This window comes from Mesorhizobium sp. M0633, assembly GCF_040320645.1.
GTDB lineage: Bacteria > Pseudomonadota > Alphaproteobacteria > Rhizobiales > Rhizobiaceae > Mesorhizobium.
This window is the reverse complement of sequence record NZ_JAMYQC010000037.1, coordinates 40,362-62,227: the sequence shown is the minus strand read 5'-3', so window position 1 is coordinate 62,227 and position 21,866 is coordinate 40,362. Positions and strand designations below refer to the sequence as shown.

The following is a 21,866-nucleotide window of genomic DNA, read 5'->3' as shown; positions in this document are numbered from 1 at the left end:
CTCCGCATGTCCGGGTAGGGAACGGCTGATGGAACAGCCGGTTTCTTCAGGCAATATCTCCTCCTGTGAAACAGAAACTCACGCGACTTGCAGGTCGCACGAACACGTTCTTCGCTAGATCCAACCCGATCATGCTAACTTCCGACATGGACGCCTCCGTTCAAGTGATGATCAACGACACCACTTTGGCACAGCGATGCCGTCAGGGGGCGTCCACCCCATCAATCTAGGGGTTCGCACAAAGGACAGGCAGTACGCAGCGCATTCCCAGCCGGTGCCAGCCTCCTGCAAAAATGCTTGCCGATCTCAGCCCTATCTGGATCAGCCCGAAGTGCGTTACGGAAGCTTACATTTCAAACTGAACTGCTCCGTGTGCTTCGCATTTCAGAAGCCGACGCACTTTGGCGCAAACCTGTCTCCCCCACACGTCATATTCCTGGAAGATAAACAATCTCGTTGAGCAAAGCGGGAGCATCGGCAGCGACCGCAGAAGCGCCTTAGCGCCTCGACTTTAGGCGGCGGCCTGCCCCGAACGGGAAATTGGCATAACACAAAAAGGGGATGAACATGTGGAAGTTTGCCAAGATGGATGGGCAAGGATGAAAATTGCGCTCGGACCCCGGCCCGTCAGGCTATTGGAGAATGTGTGGATTCCGCTTTCCGACGGAACGCGTCTGGCTGCGAAGATCTGGCTGCCGGAGGATGCGGGATCCAGCCCGGTCCCAGCAATTGTCGACTACATTCCTTACCGCAAACGTGATGGCACCGTTTTGAGAGACGAACGGATGTATCCCTATTTCGCGTCGCATGGCTATGCGAGCATCCGTCTAGACATCCGGGGCACCGGCGATTCCGAGGGTCTGTTCGAGGATGAATACGTCAAGCAAGAACAGGACGACGCTGTCGGGGCCATCGAATGGATGACGCGACAGGCCTGGTGCAGCGGCAGTGTGGGAATGATCGGCAAATCGTGGGGTGGGTTCAGCGCCTTGCAAGTCGCCGCTCGCCGGCCCAAGGGCCTAAAGGCGATCATCACACACTGCTCGACCGACGATCGCTACGCCGACGATGGGCACTACATGGGTGGATGCGTCCTCAACGATACATTGGTTTGGGGTACGACATGTTTCGCGAGCATGGCACAGTCGCCCGATCCCGAGATCGTCGGCCAGGACCGCTGGCGCGCGATGTGGATGGAGCGGTTGGAAAATGCCCGGCCGACATTGATTGATTGGCTCACGCATCAGCGGCGGGACGATTTCTGGAGGCATGGTTCGGTCTGCGAAGATTACGGTGCAATTGATTGCGCGGTTTTCGCGGTCGGTGGATGGGCAGATGGCTTTTCGAACGCCGTGTTCCGGCTCCTCTCAAACCTGAGAGCGCCACGCAAAGGCCTGATTGGGCCTTGGGGTCATACATACCCTCATGAGGGTGTCCCCGGTCCCGCCATCGGTTTCCTGCAGGAATGCCTACGCTGGTGGGATCACTGGTTGAAGGGCAAGGATACCGGCATTATGCAGGAACCGGTGCTGCGTAGCTGGATGCTGGACTGGGCAGAGCCTGCGGCGCATTATGATGAGCGACCTGGGCACTGGGTCGCGGACCCCAGCTGGCCGTCTCCGCATGTAACGTCACGGATCTTCCGCATAGGGACGGGCAGGTTGTCCGAGCAGGCGCTGCCGGAAGCGACTCTCGAAATCAGTTCGCCTGAGACGGTCGGCATCGCGGGTGGCGAGTGGTGCCCTTATGGGCTCGGAGGAGAAGGTCCGGAGATGCCGCTGGATCAGCGGTGGGACGATGGCGGCTCCTTGATCTTTGACAGCCATCTGCTCGCTGAAGCCACGCCGATCCTCGGCGCGCCTGTCCTTGAATTGGAGGTCACCTGCGACACGCCGACCGCGATCCTTGCGGCGCGTCTTTCCGATGTTAGCCCGTCAGGTGAAGTCACACGGGTCACCTACGGACTGCTCAACCTGTCGCACCGCGACGGCCACGAAGATCTGCAGCCGATGGAAGCTGGAAGATCGTACCGCATCCGCCTCGCGATGAACGCGGTCGGATACACCTATCCCGCCGGTCATCGGATCCGGCTCTCTATTTCCACTGCCTACTGGCCGTTGGTATTACCCGCACCGGAGCGCGCCACATTGACCATAGAGGCGGAAGCAAGTCGTCTGAATCTTCCGATCAGAATGCCGCAACCGATGGACGCCGAGTTGTCAACCTTTGGCACGCCGGAGAGTTCTGCGCCCATGGCAACCACGGTGCTGAAGCCCGGCAGCGTCGAGCGTTTTGCACGCCTGGATGTATTGCCGAAGCAGGTCACAGTCACAGTCAAGCGCGACGATGGCTTCGTTCGCCTCGATCCGATCGGCACGGTTGTTGGCCTCCAAAAGCACATGATCTATTCGGTCGCCGAGAACGATCCGACGGCAGCCCGGACGGAAGTCTACCACCGAGATGAGCTGAGCCGCGGAGCGTGGCAGACAGCGGTGGAGGGCCGGACAGTCATGACCGCTACTAAGTCAACCTTCCACCTGCAGATCGATTTCAACGCTTTCGAAAACGGCGAGCGCATCTTCGAGAGATCATGGTCGAAGAAGATTCCTCGTGATCTCGTCTGAATTGGAAGAAAATCGCCTCCCGCTCCGCAGAGAATCTCGCAAGGAAAGGCACAGTTCCATCATGAATGAGATCGCAAACAGTGTGAGACGCCAGCCCCTTTTTTAAAGTCGGATCCGCGCTCAGCGGGGATATTATCGGTGCCGGCATGCCGTTGTCCCAACGCATCTGGGCCGCCGATGGGAAGGTACGGAAGGCGCGTGCCGATGCGGCCGCCCAAAGCTCGATCGAGGCTTACAACAACATCAGTATTGGCAGGTAGCGCGATGTCGACGCAGGTCCGTGTAACTGACCACAATAGCCGCGGTGCTCTCAAATGGCGCTGCATTGGACCAGCCAGAGGCGGCCGTGTTGTGGCGGTTGCAGGCGATCCCGACAACCCAATGGTGTTCTACTTCGGCGCCTGCGCGGGCGGGGTGTGGAAGACGATCGATGGAGGCGTCTATTGGCGCTGCGTGTCCGACGGTTACTTCACGAGCGCCAGCGTCGGCGCGCTCGCGGTCGCCCGCTCTGACTCCAACGTCATCTATGCCGGCACGGGCGAGTCGACGATCCGAGGCGACGTCTCGTACGGCGATGGCGTCTACGGGTCTACCGATGCCGGTCGCAGTTGGACTCATCTGGGACTGAAAGAGACCCGCCACATCGGCAAGATCTGCATTCATCCACACGACCCCGACATCGTCTATGTTGCGGCGCTCGGCGACGCGTTCGGGCCCAACGAGGAACGGGGCGTGTTCCGTTCCAAGGATGGCGGCAAGACCTGGCAGAAGATCCTCTACCGCAATTCCGATGCTGGTGCCGTCGATATCTCGATGGATCCCAACAATCCGCGCATCCTCTTCGCCACAGTCTGGCAGACGCGGCGGAGCTTCTGGAACCTCAGTAGCGGAGGGCCGGGAAGCGGAATCTTCCGGTCTCTGGACGGCGGGGACACCTGGGAGGAGTTGTCCGGGCTGAATGGTTTGCCGGGTGGGGTGCTCGGCAAGATCGGCGTCTCCGTCTCTGAGGCGAAGTGCGGGCGCGTCTACGCTCTCCTTGAGGCGGAAGGAGACAAGATCGGGCTTTATCGCACCGACGATTACGGCGACCGCTGGGTCCAAATCTCGCAGAACCGCGATTTGATGCACCGCCCCTTCTACTACACCCATGTCTTCGCCGATCCGACACACGCCGATACGGTCTACGTAACCAATTTACAGATGTGGAAGTCGACTGATGGTGGGGAGAGCTTCACCGAGGTGAACACGCCCCACGATGACAACCACGATCTTTGGATCGACCCGCTTCAATCCCAAGCGGATGATCGAAGGCAATGACGGCGGCGCGTGTGTCACCTTCAATGGCGGCCGGACCTGGTCGTCGATCTACAATCAGATGACAGCGCAGTTCTATCGCATCGATGTCGACAACCAGTATCCCTATCGGGTTTACGCCACCCAGCAGGACAACACCTCGATCTCGGTCCCGAGCGCCTCGGAATGGGGCGTCATCCCCCTTTGCGACTGCACCTATCCGGGCACGGGTGAGAGCGGCTTCATCGCCGTGGATCCCAAGGATCCCGACATCGTCTATTGCGGCGCGATCGGCTCAAGCCCGGCCGACTGTGGAGCTCTGCAGCGCTACGACCACCGCACCCGACAAATTCGCCTTGTCAGTGTCTGGCCGGAAAAGACGAGTGGTATGGCGTCGAAGGATATGCGATACCGCTTCGGCTGGACCTTCCCGATCACTTTCTCGCCGCGTGATCAGAAGACACTCTATATCGGGGGCAACCACGTCTTCCGCAGCCGCGACGAAGGATCGAGCTGGACAGTGATCTCGGCCGATCTTAGCCTTAACGACCCGGCTCGACAGGACCATTCAGGTGGCGTCCTGACCCACGACGATTCCGGCGCCGAGGTGCATGCGACGTGCGCCTCGGTTGTGGAATCCCCACACCGCAAGGGTGAAATCTGGGCGTCTACCGACGACGGCCTCGTCCATGTGACGCGGAACGACGGAGCCCGGTGGAGCAACGCTACGCCAGAAGCCATGCCCGAGCTCGCCTATGTCGGCTGCGTCGAGATCTCGCCGCATGACGCCGACACCGTCTATGTAGCAGCCACGCGCTATAAGCTCGCCGACTATCAGCCCTATCTCTTCCGCACCAAGGACCGGGGGAAAAGCTGGGAGTCAATCGTTGGTGACTTCCCGAACGGCGAGATCATCCGGGTGGTGCGCGCCGACACGATGCGGCCAGGACTGCTCTTCGCCGGCACCGAGACCGGCGTCTTCTTCAGTCTCGACGACGGCGCGCACTGGTCGCGCATGGCGGGCGGCCTGCCCGTGGTCCCGGTCTACGATCTCAAGATCAAGGGCAGCGACCTCGTGGCTGGCACCCATGGCCGGTCCTTCTGGATCCTCGACGACGTGACGCCGTTGCGCGAGCTGGCCGCGGATCAGGAAGACGTGAAGCTGGTGAGCCCACGCCCGACGGTTCGGGCCAAGCTCAACTACTGCGTCGAGACGGGCTACGCGAAGACAGGGATCAACTACGGCCCCGGTTGGGGCATCGGCGCCGCCACGGAGGTCGTGGAGCTGGAGGGTGGACGGACCGATCGCCGCTATCTCGACTGCGGCGAGAATCCGCCGATTGGGGCGATCGTCTACTTCTGGCTGCCCGATGATGCGGAGGGGCCGGTCAAGCTCACCTTTCGGGACGCCGCAGACAAGACCATCATCGCGTTCTCGAGCGACGACAAGGACGCGCCCTTCCATACAAAGCCAGGCACGAATGCCGGGCTCCACCGCTTCGTCTGGGACCTCAGACATTTGAGACCGGCCAAGCTCGAGCGGTCGCTGATGATCCAGAAGTACAAGCCTCTCGCGCCGGAGGGCGAGGACCCGAGCGGCCCGGCGGTGGTTCCCGGCAGGTACAAGGTTGAGCTGCAGGCCGACGGCAAATGCCAGACGGTCGGCTTCACGATCGTCAACGATCCCCGCATAGCCACGACCGAAAAGGAGTTCGCCGAGCAGTTCGAGCTCTTACAAAGGCTATTCGGCAAGCTCTCGGCGCTCAACCAGGCGGTGAATCGAATCCGGCTCCTGAAGCGGCAGCTCGCGGATGTGCAAAAGCGGCTGGACGACGGCGACAAATCGCTGGGCGGACGTGCGCAATCTTTGGTCGGGCGGCTCGAGGCGATCGAGGGAGTGCTGATTGACGTGAAACGTGAGACGTCGCGCGACCTAGAACGCAATCCGCCCGGCTTGAACGATAAGCTGATCGACCTCGTCAACGTGGTGACGATCGCCGACGCGACGCCGACGCTGCAAGCCCGCCAGCTTTCCGATGAGATCATGTCGAAGGTCGACGGCGAGATCAAAAAGCTGGACGCGCTCATGAAGGAAGAGGTCTGTGCGCTCAATGCCGCGCTCAAGAGCGCCGACGTCGAGCTGCTCGGGACCGGCAAGGCCTAGGTCTGGGCCGTGAGCCAACACATACGGCTCAGTGAGCATTCATCCCAGGAAGGAGATAGACATGGATTTTATCGAGCGGACCTTCGGCGTTGCTCCGGATGGAGGCGGCGGCACTACCGAGATGCTCTACATCATAGTCGTGCTTGCTGTCGGAGCGATTGTGGCCGCCCGCTGGTGGCTCCGCCGAGGCGCCGCGGTGCGGCGCCGCTAGGCTTTTCTAGGGTCGAGATCTTGGCAGGCGTGCCGGCTAAGATTCTTCTCGATCACTGAAAAACCCGATGCAACGCTGACGGCCGGCGCCAGGCAGGGAGACCCGGCTGGACGATGAGGGCGGGCCGATTGTTGATTGGTAGCAAAAAAAGGAGCGCGAATATGTTTTCACTGGCCCAGACGATCGGAGTAAGCGGCATGGCGAAGCGCGAGCTAGTGCCGTTCATGATCGCGTTCGTTATCGCTGAGATGTTCTATAAGCTCGGTAGCTTCGCCTTGGAATGCCTGGAGTTCCTCGCCACCTGGTATTTGCTGAGCTACGCTTTCGACGGGCTGTTTCGTCGCGGCCGCGGCCGCGGCTGACGCTGCGTCTGGCGCCTCGAGCCGACTCGATCGCCATGGAACATGGCGATCAGCATTGATGCACGACTTTTGCTACCGGCGCGGCAGCGAGCTTCGGCTTCTGCCGGACGTCCGATTGCAGCTCGTACGCATAACGTTGCGGATCGTCGGGCCGCAAGCGTCAGGCCCTGTCCGCAACTGTCCGAAGGATTGGTGGTGTTGAGAAACAGCCCGCCGACCCGCCTGTGGCGAGCACGACCCGCCGTGAGCCGAAGAAGATCGGTCCAATCGAACAGCTCGCCTAAACGGCCCGGCCCCATTGTCCCTCACCGCCAGCCGGCGCGCTTCCACGCTCGCCATGAGAACAATCGACGGAGTGGAACGCACGGCCGCGATCAGGGCACGCACGACCTCACGCCCGCTGCAGTCGCCATGATGCGACGTCGGCTGTGGGCGGCCTCCAGTCCGAGGAGAGAGAGTTAGCTTTTGGCAGGTTGCACTAAAGCTATCAGTCCGCCCCGCGTTTCGAATCGCCTATTGCATGTCAAGCTTCGGATTAAACTCTTTCGCCGTGGGAACTGTGCAACCAAGAGCGCGCAGGGGATGCTGCGTGAGGAACAAGATCGAAGAGCCAAGTGACTACCCAAAACGTCATGCCATCGGTTTGGCTACGATCATCGAATTTCCCAAGATGCTGGACATCGCCTAAGAGCAGGAGCAAACCGGGCCGTGGAGCCGCTCACCGATTGAATTTTGATCATCGGTTGCAAGCGAGACAAACTGACAAACGACGGTGAAGGACATCCGAGCGATCTTGAGCCTGACCCATGAGCAGGGTCTTCCGTGCGCGAAGTGTTGGAACGGCTGAAGATCAGCAAGACGACGGTTTCGACCTATCTCTGCTACGCGCGAGCGAGGCGGGGCTTTCGCGCTGGCCGTTGCCGCCCGGCTACGACGACGATGCGGCGCGCGAGCGGCTTCTGTTCCGCCGGATGGCCCGGCCGCCACAAGATCTGAGTGAGCCGGACTGGGCGCTGATCGTCCGGGAGCTGAAACGCAAGGGCGTGACGCTGACGCTGTTGTGGCAGGAGTATCGCGCCGCCCACCCGACGGCTACAGCTACACCTGGTTCTGCGAGCACTTCGCCGCTTTCGAGCGCCGGACGAGCGCGACATTCCGCAACCGGCATGCGGCGGGTGCGGTGATGCAGACCGACTATGCCGGGCAGACGGTGCCGGTGATCGACCCTGATACCGGCGTCATCCATGCCGCCCAGATCTTTTTGTCGCGGTGCTGGGCGCTTCCAACCTGACCTTCGCCTTTGCCAGCTCCAGCCAAAAGTTGCCGGACTGGATCGAGGGCCAGGTGCGGCGCTTGTCTTCTTCGACGGCGTCACCAGGGCGATCGTCTGTGACAATCTGAAGGCCGGTGTGGCCAAGGCGCTGTGGTTCGAACCGACGCTGAACACGACGTTTGCCGCCATGGCCGAACATTACGACACCACGGTCCTGCCGACCGCGCCGCATCTGATCCGCCTCGGAGGCAAGGCGCCTAGCAATAAAGGAGGAAAATTCATGCCGCCTGCGCCCTCGGAACCAATGGGCGAAAGATCATATGATAGTAATGAGGCGTTTTGAACTGTTGCAAACCAACGGGACGGATTGTCGCGACACTTGCCTGTGACAGGCACCGATAAATCTCTCCCTCCCGATTGATTTCTTCCAGATCGAGAGAGCTCGACACATTCCCACACACGCTTCCTGCATTATTCAAAAGTTGTAGCTCGTCAATTTGCAACCATTCGTAGTGCTCCCCCAAGAGCATTTTCACACTGGTGCCGCTTTCATATGGCATCATAATGGAGAAATATCCGTCATGCAGATGGTGTGCTCTAAGCAACAGGACCTTGGACTCGTGTGTCCTCCCTATCGAGACTTTCAAAGGTGAAAAACGCACATTCATATCTTCTGGACCTAGATCAAGTTGAAATCTTCGTTGCACTAGAGCGCTGAATGTGAAGTCAAGCCCCAAGCCGCGCGTGTCATATGGAGATAGCCGATAAGGTGAGGGCAGGCGCCTCACATTCCTCAAAGCATTTTCTAGATGATAGAGCGTCTTCTTCCGATCTAGATCCATAAAGCTGTCGTGCTGGAAGTCCTTGAAATATTCCAACTCCGCTTCAATAGGCATGTGGGCATGACGGAATAGGGCTGCATGGGCAGCCCGCTGCAAAATAGAATACTCGCATGTCACACCAGATTTGGTAAAAAACGCCCCTGCATCGTTGATGAACCGCATGCATTCAGCTTGAATATTGGCGACTTTCTCGTACTGCTTTTCACTAAGTTCGATCTGCTCAAGAACTGGCTCACCGTCCAAATCATAGTCAACAACCGCTCCTTCCCTGACGGTGCAGCATTGCTCGAAAAAATCGTAATTCCACCAAGGTGTCGCAATGAGAGCTTTACTGTTCGCCGGACGGCCGGGCGCGTCAGAAGCAATAACATAGCGGCCAAGTATATCTGCCTTCAATTCTTCCTTGAAGGTGCGGATCAAATATCTCTGCGTTGTGCCGCTATAGCCTGTGTCTGCCAAAATAATAGTATCGCCTTCCTCCAACTCCAATTGCTTTTTCATATAGCGCATCAAGCGGGCACGCAAAGCAAATGAGTTCTTGAATATCAACTCCAGCACATCATCGTCGCGCAGCAGCTGATAGAATGCCGTCTGTGGGTCGGCCGATTGATGGGCGATCCGTATTAACAATTCAGTCACTTCAGGCGGAAGCAAAAGCTGTTTTGCAGCGGAATAAAAATTCTGAACGTCGGGATTGATACCGCTGATGTAATCATCAACATCGGCGCGAGTTTTGAAAGAGGCCGCAATAGCAACGAATCCGCGGATTCGTACCGGCTTGCCGACGGGCTTGCCCGCATAGGCTTCACACGCAGCTGAAAGAAGATAAGCATCACGCAACAGAAACAAGACCTTTACTCGCTTGCCCTGCTGTTGTAGTGCCTCCACCTCGTCCATAAGAAAACGGGCATAGCCATATAGCACCGGACCAAACGACATGTAGCCGATCACTGTCTCAGGCGCGTATGGCTGTAAGTCTGCTATAGAAAAAATCGGCCGAAATGGACTATAGCACGGCAGAACAACTGTTTCCGGTGCTGTCTGTTCGAGTACAATCAGCGAAGATGCCGCGTGCTGTAGGCGCAAGAAGTCTGCGGCATCACGATCAAACGGTAGGAAATGCAGCGCACGTACGCCCAATTTCTGCGGCACTTGCGCATCGGATACGACATTATCCCCGATGTGAAGTAGTTGCGATGCAGGCACGCCACACTCTTTGATTACAATCTCAAAAAGAGCACGATTCTTCGACGTCCCATAATCGACAGAGCAGTAAACCGTACTGATTGCCTGCATAACGTCTGTAGGCAAATGCTGAGCCAAGAGGCGCCTTAACTCGTCTTCGCGCAAATACGTATCGCTCACGATGATAATTTTGATACCACGGGTGTGCGCCAGCCTGATCAGTTCTACGTACGGTGAGAATGCAAAGCAAACATTCATTTCGGTTCGGATTTCCGTCTCGACCAATAGCTCCCGTTCCTCACCAGAAAGCGACGTAAAAGACCGATAAATATCACGGATATCGATCTCCCTGGATCCGTTCTCTAAACGCTTCGCTCGATAGGCACGCGCAGCAGCGCTAATGCGTTGGTGAGGAGTTATCCCTAAGCTTCGCGCGACGGGCTTATCGGCCAGCACGGTAAAAACATCTTCAGGTGTCGCTGTCTTGCGCCATAGTAACGTATCGAAACAGTCAAGTGAAAGTACCTTTACCGAATCCCCAAACTCGTCCAGAACATTTGGGATATCGTGGGCGTTTATTTGCGCCTTATGATGCGTATCACGCATGTCGCTCCAGAGCAGGCGATCCTCCCGTTTTCGCCGCTGGGCGGTCTTTTCCGTTAGACCGCGCCCGGGTGGAAACATTGCGTCAGGGTGATGGATAGACTGATAGACGTCGTCTCTGGGAAGAGGCGGCAAGATCTCGCCATAAACGTCAGGATCAAACATATGTTCCATACTTAATTTTTCGAAAGGCAGCGGATCAATGTCGGCTTGCTTTATCTTGGCGGCCAAGCGCTCCAGTATATAATGCATTTATTTCTCCGTTAAGTGTTTCTCGCGCAAGCGCGATCTTTTCTGGCTGAGAACTTCTCACTTGTTGTCCACTCTTGGGTCTAGGCCCTCCGCATCGCCAAAGTGTCGAGGTTAGCGGCAACCGCTTTCGCTACGGAGCTTCCAACGAGCCGGGGACTAAACTAGAAATGTCCTGAGCTGCTTGGGAGACTTGGGTTCGAATCAGGGTCTCGCAGCAAAACTCCGCTGCCCTACCGCTAGACGATCCCCATCTCGTCGTTAACCTCTGCTCTTGCAGAAACGAAACGTAGATAACGTCAAAAGACATTCGACTATCGGTTGATCCTCTGCATCTCACCAATCTTTTGGCCCGAAGTTATCGTTTATAGATCTTCGCGTCAACGTAGCGGTGGGAACGCGACTATGGTTGCCAAGTAGTTGATTATGTTGAGGACGTCTGCGTTTCTATGCACAAGAATCTGTGTGATGTTTTGATGAAGAAATGTTAAAGTTGATGCACCTTTAGTTAGGGTAAGCAGAAGCTCCATCTGACGCGGCATGAGGTAATTGGCGAGAGATACACCGCTGGCGCCATCGTGCGGCAGGGCAATCAGCATTCGAGGCGCTCTCACGTTGTCTGCGTATGAACGCGCTGAAGGGGTGTGCGCTGCTGTCAGCAGAGCGCAGGCACGGCCTTCTCCGCCATTTGCGTTCAGACGGTGAACATGGATTGAAACGCGGAGTGTCTTGAGTGAGGTGGAACGAAGAGGTTGTGCAGGGCGGAGAAGATCGATGCGAAGCGCAGGGGACTGTCAGGAATTCCGTGTGCGCGCGGGCACAATGGGTAAAAAGGAATTCCCACTATGACCCGACGCAAAGAACCTGCGATACCGAATGATCTTCTCGACCAGCTCCTGGCAGGAGGGTCAGCCAGTGCCGCCTTCGAGCAGGGTGGCCTCCTGGATTCGCTCAAGAAGGCTCTGAGCGCGCGCTGAACGCGGAGATGGATCATCATCTGGCGAGCGGCGAAGACGCTGGCAATACGCGTAACGGCTGTGGCCGCAAGACGGTGACGACCGAGACCGGCAAGCTTGAGATCGATGTCCCGCGTGACCGCCAGTCGAGTTTCGATTCGCAGCTGATCGCCAAGTACCAGCGCCGTTTTCCCGGCTTTGATGACAAGATCGTATCGATGTACGCGCGCGGCATGAGTACCCGGGAGATCACCGGGCACCTGCGTGATCTGCACGGCGTCGATGTGTCTGCGGACCTGATCTCAACGGTGACGGACGCCGTGCTCGATGAAGTTGCCACCTGGCAGAAAAGGCCACTCGATCCGATTTACCCGCTGTCTTCTTCGATGCGATCCGCGTCAAGATCCGCGATGAGGGGATGGTCCGCAACAAGGCCACCCATATCGCACTGGGCGTGCGCGCCGACGGTGCAAAGGAGGTGCTCGGCCTGTGGCTCGAGCAGAATGAAGGCGCCAAGTTCCGGCTGCGGGTGTTGAAGCTCAAGAACCGCGGCACAGAGGATATCCTTCTGGCTGTTGTCGATGTCCTGAAAGGTTTCCCGGAGGTGATCACCGCTGTCTTCCTGGAGGCGATCGTCCAGACATGCATCGTCCACCTGCTGCGCAACTCCATGGACTTCGTGTCCTGGAAAGACCCCAAGAGCCTCGCCGGCGCACTCAAGGAAATCTACCGCGCCGTCGATGCCGATGCCGCCTAGAAGGTGGTGGCGGCGTTCGAGATCGGCCCCTGGGGGCTGCGCTATCCCGCCATCGGCCAGAGCTGGCGGCGCGCCTGGGGCGAGGTCATTCCATTCTTCGCGTTCCCTGACGACGTCCGCCGGATCATTTACACGACGGATGACATCGACAAGCCTGATTTCGACTTTTTCGATTCCTGTTGCGTTTCTTTGTTCGGCTCAGGTGAGCCTGTTTCTTCGTCCCGGCCCACAGGATTTCCGATGCGAGCGTGTCGAGATGCAGTCAAGGCTGGCCGGTGCGATGGCGGCACGGCCGGCTGCGAGGTTTCCAGGCCACGCCTTGACTGGGTCGAGCACGGCGCCAGTCTGGAGCGGACCGAGGCAGCGCGTGCCGGCACATTCCTTACGGATGACATCGACAGGCCTGATTTCGACTTTTTCGATTCCTGTTGCGTTTCTTTGTTCGGCTCAGGTGAGCCTGTTTCTTCGTCCCGGCCCACAGGATTTCCCACGCGAGCGTGTCGAGACGCAGTCAAGGCTGGCCGGTGCGATGGCGCCACGGCCGGCTGCGAGGTTTCCAGGCCACGCCTTGACGGCGTCGAGCACGGCGCCATTCTGGAGCGGACCGAGGGCGTCGGTCCTGCCGCCAGATTTCCTTGTGCTATATTTGTCCGGCACGGACGACCACGTGGCAAAGAGTGGTGCGAGAGGATGAGAGTGCCGCCACGCAGCCGTTATAGTCGTTCCTCGTTTGTGGCGTCCGTGCGCCGCTTCGGCCCGCGTGGCCGCCAATGCCGAACCATTACCTCGTACGCACGCTCGGCACTCTCGGCCGCGGCTTTCTCGCTGTTTCGCAACTCCTTCACGTTGTAGGCGTAAGCCGAACCGCGGCGACCGACACCGCGCTCGCCCGGCGCGCCGGCCTTGAGAGCGAGCTGCCTCTGTTTTGCCGCCACCAGCGCCGGGCGAGCCCAGAAGTAGTCCTGCCCCTTTGTCAGCAGATGCCAGATCAGCACCGCGAGCTTGCGGGCGACCGCCACAGCTGCGACCTGATGACCACGCTTGTTGCGGATGCGTAGGAAGAAGGCCCTGAGCGGTCCGGGCGGCTTCGCCGCCGCCCAGGCGGCCTCGACCAGCATGGCGCGGGCATGGGAACGCCCATGTTTGCTGATCCGGCCATATTGCGCCAAGCCAAGACCGGATTGACGCACACGCGGATTGAGGCCGAAGTAGCTCACCAGCTTCTGCGGCTCGCGGAACCGCCGGATGTCGCCGGTCGCGGCGATGATACCGCTCGCGACGATGACATTGACGCCGGTGATCGTCTGAAGCCGCCGGACTTGCGCATTATTCCAGCGGTGATCGACAAACGGTGATGCTCGAGGAAGGGCAGGAGGCCTGAGATGACTGGTGCATTTGAACCTCCCCACTTCGGCGAAGCGAAGTACTGGCGCACCTCAACAAGAAGCGCGCTGCTGGTAAGCCGATGATCGGGGGCGGCGCTGGAACCGGATTGTCCGCCAAGAGCGAGGCCTCGGGCGGTATTGACCTCATCGTGATCTACAATTCCGGTCGCTACCGTATGGCGGGCCGGGGGCTCGTTGGCGGGATTGCTCGCATATGGGAACGCCAACGATGTCGTCGTCGACATGGTCAAGGAAATTCTCCCCTCGTGTGCGTATTTCAGGCGATTGTGAGCACGGATTTCACCGCATCGTGAGCAAGGATTTCGGGGGATCGTGAGCAGCCATTTCAGACGATCGTGAGCAACCTTCTCGGAGGTGCTGGACGCTTCGGCCGACAACTCAGCGGCCTACAGGATGCCTCGTTCAAACCGAGGAAGCCTGATGCCAACCAAGAGATTGTGGATGCGCCGGATCAGAGACGTATTACTATTGAGATTTTCCCAGGGTCTGACCGAGCGCGTCATCACGCGCACGCTCGGGGGCGTCGTCCACGGTTACTTGCGACGCGCCCGTCTTGCCGGGCTGAGCTGGCCGCTGCCCGAAGGGATGGATGACGAAGGCCTCGAGCTGCTGCTCTTCCCAGCGCCTAAGGCGGCCTCGCAAAGCCCTCGGCGGCCGGTTCCCGATTGGACCTAGGTGGAGAAGGAGTTGCGCCGGCGCGGCGTAACGCGGGTGCTGCTGTGGGAAGAGTCTCGTGCCGCCAATCCCGACGGCTTTGGCTATACCTGGTCTTGCGCGACCTTCGAGGCCTGGAAAGCGCGCGCGTGCCCGACGATGCGCCAGACGCATCTGGGCGGCGAGAAGGTGTTTGTCGATTTCGCCGGCGACACCATCGACATCTTCGACCCCATCACCGGCGAAGCGCATCCCATGAAGCTGTTTGTCGCAGCGATGGGCGCCTCGCCGAGATCGACAGGCCGAAGCTGGGCGCACTGCCGGAACAGCCATTTGTGTTCGCCCGCTGGAAGCGTTGCCGCGTCGCCGCGATTATCATCTCGAGGTCGATGCACACTGGTATTCCACGCCCTACCGCCTGATCCGGGAACTCGTCGATGTGCGCATCGCTGACAAGACCGTCGAGATCTTCCATAAAGGCCAGCGGATCGCCAGCCACGCCCGTGCGCCCAACCGGCGCGGCCATACGACAGTTGCCGATCACATGCCGAGCGCGCATCCCCGCTACGGCAAGTGGACGCCGGGGGGACTGATCGCGGCCGGCGAGAAGATTGGTCCTTCCACCGCTGCCTTCTTCCAAGCTGTCATCGCTGATCGGCCGCGTCCCGAACAGGGCTTTCGCACCTGCCTCGGCATTTTGGCGCTGACCAAGAGCTACGGCAACGCGCGCGTCGATGCAGCCTGCCAGCGCGGCATCCTCATCAAGGCACGCTCCGTCGCCTCAATCCGTTCGATCCTCAAGAACGGCCTTGATCGCGCTTTCCTCGACGAGACACCCGATCGCCAACCCCTGCGCCACGGCAACATCCGCGGTCAGGGCTATTTCCACTGAACCATGGAGATATCAATGCTCACCCATCCCACCCATGACCGGCTGATCGCACTTGGCTTGACCGGAATGGCCAAGGCCTTCGAGGAACAGCGGCGATCGCCGGATCTCGATGCGCTGTCGTTCGAGGAACGCATCGGGCTTCTGGTCGACCGCGAAGCCGCCGAGCGCGACACCAAACGGCTCACCACGCGCCTCAAATTCGCCGCGCTGCGCCAGAGCGCCTGTGTGGAAGATGTCGATTTGCGCACCCCACGCGGCATCGACCGCGCCGTCTTCGCCAGGCTCGTCGCCGGCGACTGGATCGACCGCCATGAGAATTGCCTGGTCACGGGCGCAACCGGCCTGGGCAAGAGTTGGCTGGCCTGTGCGCTCGGTCACAAGGCTTGCCGCGACAATCGATCGGTGCTCTATCATCGCGCCCCTCGTCTCTTCGAGGCGCTCGCCCTGGCACGCGGCGATGGACGCTATGGCCGCCTGCTCAAGACGGCGCAATCGCCGCGCTTCCACAATCGTCACCAGCCGTCCAGCACTGCACGACGTCATCAGCGATCCCACCCTCGGCGACGCGATTCTGGATCGCCTCGTTCACAACGCTCACCGCCTTCACTTACCGGAGAAAGCATGCGAAAACACAGCGCTCGCGCCCACGCTCTTGACGCAGCCGCAAACACCTGAATCAATGAACAAGTCGGTCGAAGCGGCCGCTCATGATCGCGTGAAATACTGCTCACGATCAAATGAAATGAGCGCTCACCATCGCGTGAATGGCTGCTCACAATCAGCGAAATGCGCACCTCGTGCGCAGTGTGCCCATACTAGCCGGCGTCAACGGGACCGATCCATTCTGCCAGTTCGACACTTTCCTCGATGATCTCAAGCGCATGGGCTTCGCCGGTGTTCAGAATTTCCCCACCGTGGGCGTCAGCACCGGCGCCCACCATCCTATGCGCGTCAGCAACGCCGAACACATAAGGCGTGGTTAGGAGGTCTTTCCGGCGCGCGAGCGCGATAAGTTCGACCTCGAGGTCGTAGCCCATGCCCGTCTGTTCTAGACTCTCACGAAATGCGTCGATTAGGCCTCATTGTTGTGCACATGGGATTGACCATAGGTGGCACTATCGGAGCACTAAATGGGCCGACGCTCGATGATTCCGTGAACCACATCAACGAGATTTTTGCGAATATGTGCTCGACGAGATCTCCAGACGCGTCGCAACACCAAGGCCGCCAGGCGCCTGCTGACGCGACTTCTGAAGAAGCAGGGCCGCGCACTGAAGCGTATGATCACCGACAAATTGCGCTCCTATGGGGCGGCCAAACGCCAGCTCATGCCGAACGTTGAACACCGCTCGCATAAAGGCTTGAACAACCGGGCGGAGAATTCTCACCTGCCGTTCCGAAAACGGGAACGAACGCGACAGGGTTTCCGGTCGGTCGGCTCATTGCAGCATTTCGTGTCGGCCTTCTCCGCCGTCCGAAATCTCTTCGTCCCATCCCAGGACCAACCGCTCGGCAGCACAAATTCGAACCCATCGACGCCAAGCCATGGCCGCGTGGGGAGCCGTGAGTGCACGGCCTGCCTCAAAAGCGCGGTGTCGGCCTCACGCGGCCACATTTCAAACAACGTGACAACGCCGGCAAGCGACAACACTGAGTTGAAAGTGGCCTTGATTTGAAAGCGGCGCTTCACGAATTTTTGTAGCGCTGCTGCGTTTCTTCATTCATCGGATAAAGCCCGGGAAGCGGAACGCCCTTTTCCACCTCGCTCATGATCCAGGCTTCCACTTGTTCCTGCTCAGGCCCCTCAGTAAGCAGGATCTCGACCATGTCTTTGGGAACTATGACCGCTCCGTCCTGATCGACGACGATCATGTCGTCAGGAAAGACCGCCACGCCTCCGCAGCCCACCGGCTGCTGCCAGGCCACGAAGGTCAGTCCCGCCACCGAAGGCGGCGCAGCGTAGCCATTACACCACACGGGCAGGCCAGTGCCGAGGACACCATCGACGTCGCGCATCACGCCATCGGTCACCAATGCCGCGACGCCACGCTTGACCATGCGCGCGCACAGTATGTCGCCGAAGATCCCAGCATCAGTCACGCCCATAGCATCCGCGACTACGACGCATCCAGGCGGCATGTCCTCAATCGCCGCCCGCGTCGAGATTGGAGAAGCCCAGGACGCTGGGGTGGCGAGGTCCTCGCGCGCCGGCACGAAGCGTAACGTGAAGGCGGGACCGGCGATCCGCGGCTGGCCGGGCAACAGGGGTTTCGCGCCTCGCATCCAGATGTTCCTGAGACCTTTTTTGAGCAGGATGGTTGTGATTGTTGCTGTTGATATGCCTTTGAGGGCGTCGATGTCCTGATCACTGAGTGCCATATAAGTCTCCATCAAATGCTCTGGATGAGGCCGCCGTCTACACGGACGACGCTGCCGGTGATGTAAGATGCGCGCCGACTCGCCAGGAAGGCGACAACATCGGCGTATTCTTCAGGGTCGCCGTAACGCCCAAGCGGTATAGAGGCCTTGCTTTCGCTACTGACGCTTTCCACGTCCCGACTTTCGCGCTTTGCCTTCTGTTCATCGAGGGCCTTTATGCGCTGTGTAGCGATCCGTCCCGGTATCACGATGTTGGAGGTAACTCCGTCCAGGCCCACCTCGCTGGCCAGCGTCTTCGACCAGCCCACAAGCGACAGTCTAAGCGCATTCGACAAGCCTAGATTGGCGATCGGCGCCACGACTCCCGAAGAGGTAGACGTGATTACACGCCCCCACTCGCGCTTGCGCATGGTGGGCAGGACGGCGTCGGTGAGGGAGATCACCGAAAGGACCATAAGCTCGAAATGCTTCAGCCATGCTGAGGCATCCTGCCCAGAGGCGGGTGTCGGCGGCGGGCCACCTGTATTGTTGACGAGGATGTCGATCGGACCGAACGTGCCGTGCACTTCGCCTAGGACGCGCGGCATCGCGTCCCGGCTGGCGAGGTCCCACACGACAGCTGAAGCTTCCCCGCCATTCGCGCGGATCGCCTCGGCAGTCGCGTGGGCTGCTTCCCGACCGATGTCACCGCACGCGACTCGCGCACCTTCACGTGCCAGCGCCCGCGCGATGGCGCCCCCTAGCCCGCCGCCTGCGCCGAGTACAAGAGCCGTCTTCCCTGAAATTCCCAGATCCATGATATTGGCCTTGCCTATAATTGGGAGAACATTGGATGGCCGGGGACGTCTAGCTCCGCTGTTAGAATGCTCCCGGTCTCGGATTCGGTAATGAAGAGAGTCCTGTTGCCTTCACCGCCGAAGGCAACGTTGGTGGTCATCCGTCCGGTTGGCGAGTTGATGCGCAGTAACGGCTCACCGAGCGTATTTAATAACCATATGCAACCGAGCCCTATATGGGCGATAGCCAGAGAGCCTTCGGCATCCATCGCCAGACCATCCGGCCCAATGCCTCCGGTCAGCCGGACGAAGGCACCGACCTTATAGGCAGTGCCGTCAGAACGCATCGGCACGCGCCAGACAGCGTTGTCGCGAGTCACGTTAAGGAAGATGGTGGTCTCGCTGCGGTCGAGGACGAGGCCGTTGGGGCTCGGCACCCTGTCCAATACGACATTCAGCCGCCCATCCGCGCGCAGCCGGTACAGGCGCCCGAACGGGTCGTGCAGTCCGCTCAAGCCCTGGTCGGTGAAATAGAGATCTCCATTGCATGAGAAGTGGAGGTCGTTCAAACCGTGAAACGGCTTGCCCTCATAGCCATCGACAACGGTGGTCACCTTCCCGGTCCTAGGCTCGAGCTCAAGCAATCCCCGGGTGAAATCGGCAACGAAAATCCGCCCGTCCGCATGGAACTTGAGCCCGTTCGGCGACCCGTCATATTCCGTGACGACGCTGAAATCACCGGTTGGTGACATTCTCAATATCCGTCCCCACGCTACGTCAACCATGTAGAGATTGCCGCCGCGATCGAAGGAGGGGCCTTCGAGGAAGCAGTCCGTAACCGCACCCGACCGATGTGTCTGCGCCCATCTGGAGATGCGTCCTCTGATCCGGAGCGCATCTGGCACGCGGGCGAACACCTTTGCTTCGATCTGCGGCGGTTGTGCAAACATGAGAGTGATTCCTGCTGATCAATCGAGGCGGGTCGGATCGCCATCGAACCCATCGGCACAGAAACCACCGCCTTGAAAGCGAGCCTCAAACGCGGGTTCATCAAGATGTCCCTGCATTTGCGGCACGAAGCGCTCCGCGTCGTCCTTCGGAAAGAAGCCGATGGCGCGGGTGCCTGCATCGTCCCACTGCTTGCGCGTGTTGTTCGAGACGCCGTAGACGACGTGGAAGTGCACGCCTTCTGCCTCGATACAACGCTCGGTCAAATGGACAAAATCTGGTTCACTAAGCCAGGACCAAAGGGATCGGCGATGCGGCGGTGCAGTACGGCATACGCCAATCCGCTGACAGACGACACTCAGGCCATGCTTATCGGCGTAGAGGCGCCCAAGCGCCTCGCCGAAAACCTTGGATACCGCATAGAGGCCATCGGGTCTCAGTTCGTCGCCTGCGCCCGTGATGCGTGCGCGGGGAAGGAACCCGCCGACGTGATGGCTGCTAGCATAAACGATGCGGCGCACGGCCTGACGCCGGGCAGCCTCGAAGACGCAATATGTTCCTTCGATGTTGGAAGTCCGGATTTCGTCCCAACTGTCCTCGAGCGATCGGCCGCCTAGATGAACGACAGTATCGATCCCCCTGCAGAGAACCTCCATGGTTTCCAGATCGGCGAGCGACGCGTAATGTGCCTCCAGCCCTTCGAACAGGTCGTCATCCCGCCTTTCGCGAGTCGCGACCCGGAGCTGGTAACGGTCGCGAAAGGCTCGGACCAGCAGGGAACCAAGGGCGCCACCCGCTCCGGTGATCAACACTTTTCTTTTGCTTGATGGCATCACGACACCGCCTGCCAGTCGGAAGCACCATAGCGGTCGAGCGTCTCCTCATTGAACGAGAAAGCCAGACCCGACTCGGAGGGCAGGGCGATTCGGCCATCTTGCGGCTTCAACTCACGATCGAACAAGGGTTGTGTGCAGACGATCTGTTGGTCCACGAAATATTCAGCGAGCGCCGAGTTTGGCTGCGAGGCGGCCAGATGGACGTGGATGTCGTGCCACGCATGCGGATACACGGGAACGCCGTATGCCGATGCAATTCCGCAGATGCGGCGCCATTCGGTGATTCCGCCACAGACCAGCGCATCGGCCTGGAGCACATGGGTTGCACGAGCGTCGAGCAGCGCACGGAACCTCCAGCGCCCGGCCTCGACCTCCCCTGTCGCCACCGGTATTGTTGTAGAAGCGACAAGGCGCGCATGGCTCTCGATGTCGTCGGGGCTGAACGGTTCCTCAATCCAGTCGGGACTGAATGGCTCGAAGCAGCGGATAAAGGGAAGGGCGGTGAAGAGGTCGCGCCATGCATTATTGGCATCGAGAAAGAGCCTTACGTCCGTCCCGATGCGTCCGCGCACGGCCATGATACGGCGTTTTTCTTCCTCCAACCCCAGCATCCCGACCTTCATCTTCACGCCCTTGAAGCCCTGCTCGACATATCCGGCAAGTTCGTCGGCTAGATGCTCGGGCGATTTGCCCTCCCGATAGTAGCCCCCGCTTGCATAGCAATCCACGAAGCCGTCCGTGTAGGAACCAAGGAACTGCCAAAGGGGCAAGTTGGCGAAACGGGCGTTGTGGTCCCACAGCGCGATGTCGATCGCGCTCAACGCGCGCATGACGGCGCCCGTACGGCCATGCAACAGCGCGTCCCGGTACATTCTCTCCCAGAGGCCTTCAATCATTAGGGAGGACTTGCCCACGATCAAGGGGGCCAGCAGTGTGGTCACAGCGTCGAGTGCAATGGAACCGCCCGAGCTGCCGGCATAGGTATATCCGAGGCCGATGCCGTCCTTTGAGATCACCTTCACCAACACGTAGTCCCTGGTGTTCACCGCGCGCGTCGCGAAGGACGTCGTCACCCGAAGGGGCATGCGAACGAGCCGCGCCTCGACGCGCTTTATGATTCCAACTGCCGCCCGTGCATGATGGGATGGTTCGAGTACCGCTACAGCCATGTTTGCAACCTGTTCGAAGTGTTCACTTGTGTTTCATCTCGTCCGAGCAACCGTAGCACCCGTCGACCTGCCGAGCTTCAACCACGCCGCCATAGCCGCGCGGGCCGCGGTCGCGTCGGCGAGGAGAGCGATGCAATGCCGTTTCGTCCGGATAACTTCACCTCCGCAGTTCAACGGATGCCTGCAATAGCTCTTGCCCATCGCAGCCAAGCTCGACCTGGGGCTGATAGTCGTCGGCTGGGTGACGCGCAGGGGCTCAACTTGCTTCAAGTCCAGATTGTTGATCT

The 21,866-nt window shown here is 59.5% G+C and carries 11 protein-coding genes and 9 pseudogenes; 12 read left to right on the top strand and 8 right to left on the bottom strand.

Annotated features, from left to right (window positions below):
• Positions 1–599: 599 nt before the first annotated feature.
• The 6 genes and pseudogenes from NKI47_RS29160 to istA all read left to right on the top strand — a co-directional run.
• Positions 600–2,624: a CocE/NonD family hydrolase gene (locus tag NKI47_RS29160; RefSeq protein ID WP_352594473.1), complete on the top strand. Its 2,025-nt coding sequence runs from the start codon at positions 600–602 to the stop codon at positions 2,622–2,624.
• 351 nt (positions 2,625–2,975) lie between these two features.
• Entirely contained in the window at positions 2,976–3,941 is a 966-nt protein-coding gene (locus tag NKI47_RS29155; protein ID WP_352594472.1) for a WD40/YVTN/BNR-like repeat-containing protein, read from the top strand.
• Positions 3,880–6,081, top strand: a complete 2,202-nt coding sequence (locus NKI47_RS29150) for a WD40/YVTN/BNR-like repeat-containing protein (RefSeq protein ID WP_352594471.1) — start codon at positions 3,880–3,882, stop codon at positions 6,079–6,081. Before NKI47_RS29155 ends, NKI47_RS29150 begins: the two co-directional genes overlap by 62 nt.
• A gap of 61 nt (positions 6,082–6,142) precedes the next feature.
• Positions 6,143–6,292: a hypothetical protein gene (locus tag NKI47_RS29145; RefSeq protein WP_352594470.1), complete on the top strand. Its 150-nt coding sequence runs from the start codon at positions 6,143–6,145 to the stop codon at positions 6,290–6,292.
• A gap of 161 nt (positions 6,293–6,453) precedes the next feature.
• Positions 6,454–6,654, top strand: coding sequence for a hypothetical protein (locus tag NKI47_RS29140; protein WP_352594469.1), 201 nt, complete (start codon positions 6,454–6,456; stop codon positions 6,652–6,654).
• A 772-nt stretch (positions 6,655–7,426) separates the two neighbouring features.
• Positions 7,427–8,150, top strand: a pseudogene (gene istA / locus NKI47_RS29135) (IS21 family transposase); the annotation flags it as partial.
• 55 nt (positions 8,151–8,205) lie between these two features.
• Here istA and NKI47_RS29130 read toward each other — a convergent pair.
• Complete coding sequence (locus NKI47_RS29130; protein ID WP_352594468.1) at positions 8,206–10,809, bottom strand: HAD family hydrolase; 2,604 nt, start codon at positions 10,807–10,809, stop codon at positions 8,206–8,208.
• Positions 10,810–11,651: 842 nt separating this feature from the next.
• Between NKI47_RS29130 and NKI47_RS29125 the strand changes: the two are divergent.
• Positions 11,652–12,669, top strand: a pseudogene (locus tag NKI47_RS29125) (IS256 family transposase); the annotation flags it as partial.
• A gap of 563 nt (positions 12,670–13,232) precedes the next feature.
• On the opposite strand, the pseudogene NKI47_RS29120 reads toward NKI47_RS29125, so the two are convergent.
• Positions 13,233–13,838: pseudogene (locus tag NKI47_RS29120) on the bottom strand (transposase); the annotation flags it as partial.
• Positions 13,839–13,984: 146 nt separating this feature from the next.
• Between NKI47_RS29120 and NKI47_RS29115 the strand changes: the two are divergent.
• From NKI47_RS29115 to NKI47_RS29100, 4 pseudogenes are all read left to right on the top strand, one after another.
• Positions 13,985–14,168 (top strand): annotated as a pseudogene (locus NKI47_RS29115) (phosphoenolpyruvate hydrolase family protein); the annotation flags it as partial.
• 177 nt (positions 14,169–14,345) lie between these two features.
• Positions 14,346–15,471 (top strand): annotated as a pseudogene (locus NKI47_RS29110) (Mu transposase domain-containing protein).
• Between the two features lie 15 nt (positions 15,472–15,486).
• Positions 15,487–16,146, top strand: a pseudogene (locus NKI47_RS29105) (ATP-binding protein).
• A 131-nt stretch (positions 16,147–16,277) separates the two neighbouring features.
• Positions 16,278–16,398: pseudogene (locus tag NKI47_RS29100) on the top strand (phosphoenolpyruvate hydrolase family protein); the annotation flags it as partial.
• On the opposite strand, the pseudogene NKI47_RS29095 reads toward NKI47_RS29100, so the two are convergent.
• Positions 16,380–16,550 (bottom strand): annotated as a pseudogene (locus NKI47_RS29095) (phosphoenolpyruvate hydrolase family protein); the annotation flags it as partial. The pseudogenes NKI47_RS29100 and NKI47_RS29095 overlap by 19 nt on opposite strands.
• A gap of 103 nt (positions 16,551–16,653) precedes the next feature.
• Here NKI47_RS29095 and NKI47_RS29090 point away from each other — a divergent pair.
• Positions 16,654–17,100, top strand: a pseudogene (locus NKI47_RS29090) (DDE-type integrase/transposase/recombinase); the annotation flags it as partial.
• A gap of 57 nt (positions 17,101–17,157) precedes the next feature.
• On the opposite strand, the gene NKI47_RS29085 reads toward NKI47_RS29090, so the two are convergent.
• Genes NKI47_RS29085 through NKI47_RS29065 form a run of 5 tightly spaced genes read right to left on the bottom strand, consistent with a single transcriptional unit; the run spans position 17,158 to position 21,579 of the window.
• A complete protein-coding gene (locus NKI47_RS29085; protein WP_352594466.1) occupies positions 17,158–17,850 on the bottom strand; it encodes a ribonuclease activity regulator RraA in 693 nt (230 codons plus the stop codon).
• An 11-nt stretch (positions 17,851–17,861) separates the two neighbouring features.
• Positions 17,862–18,647 (bottom strand): SDR family oxidoreductase, encoded by a 786-nt coding sequence (locus NKI47_RS29080; protein ID WP_352594465.1) that lies wholly within the window; start codon positions 18,645–18,647, stop codon positions 17,862–17,864.
• A 14-nt stretch (positions 18,648–18,661) separates the two neighbouring features.
• Positions 18,662–19,576 (bottom strand): SMP-30/gluconolactonase/LRE family protein, encoded by a 915-nt coding sequence (locus NKI47_RS29075; protein ID WP_352594464.1) that lies wholly within the window; start codon positions 19,574–19,576, stop codon positions 18,662–18,664.
• An 18-nt stretch (positions 19,577–19,594) separates the two neighbouring features.
• Positions 19,595–20,407 (bottom strand): NAD-dependent epimerase/dehydratase family protein, encoded by an 813-nt coding sequence (locus NKI47_RS29070; RefSeq protein ID WP_352594463.1) that lies wholly within the window; start codon positions 20,405–20,407, stop codon positions 19,595–19,597.
• On the bottom strand, positions 20,407–21,579 hold the full coding sequence (locus NKI47_RS29065) for a mandelate racemase/muconate lactonizing enzyme family protein (protein WP_352594462.1): 1,173 nt from the start codon (positions 21,577–21,579) through the stop codon (positions 20,407–20,409). The genes NKI47_RS29070 and NKI47_RS29065 overlap by 1 nt, the downstream gene beginning before the upstream one ends.
• Between the last annotated feature and the right edge of the window lie 287 nt (positions 21,580–21,866).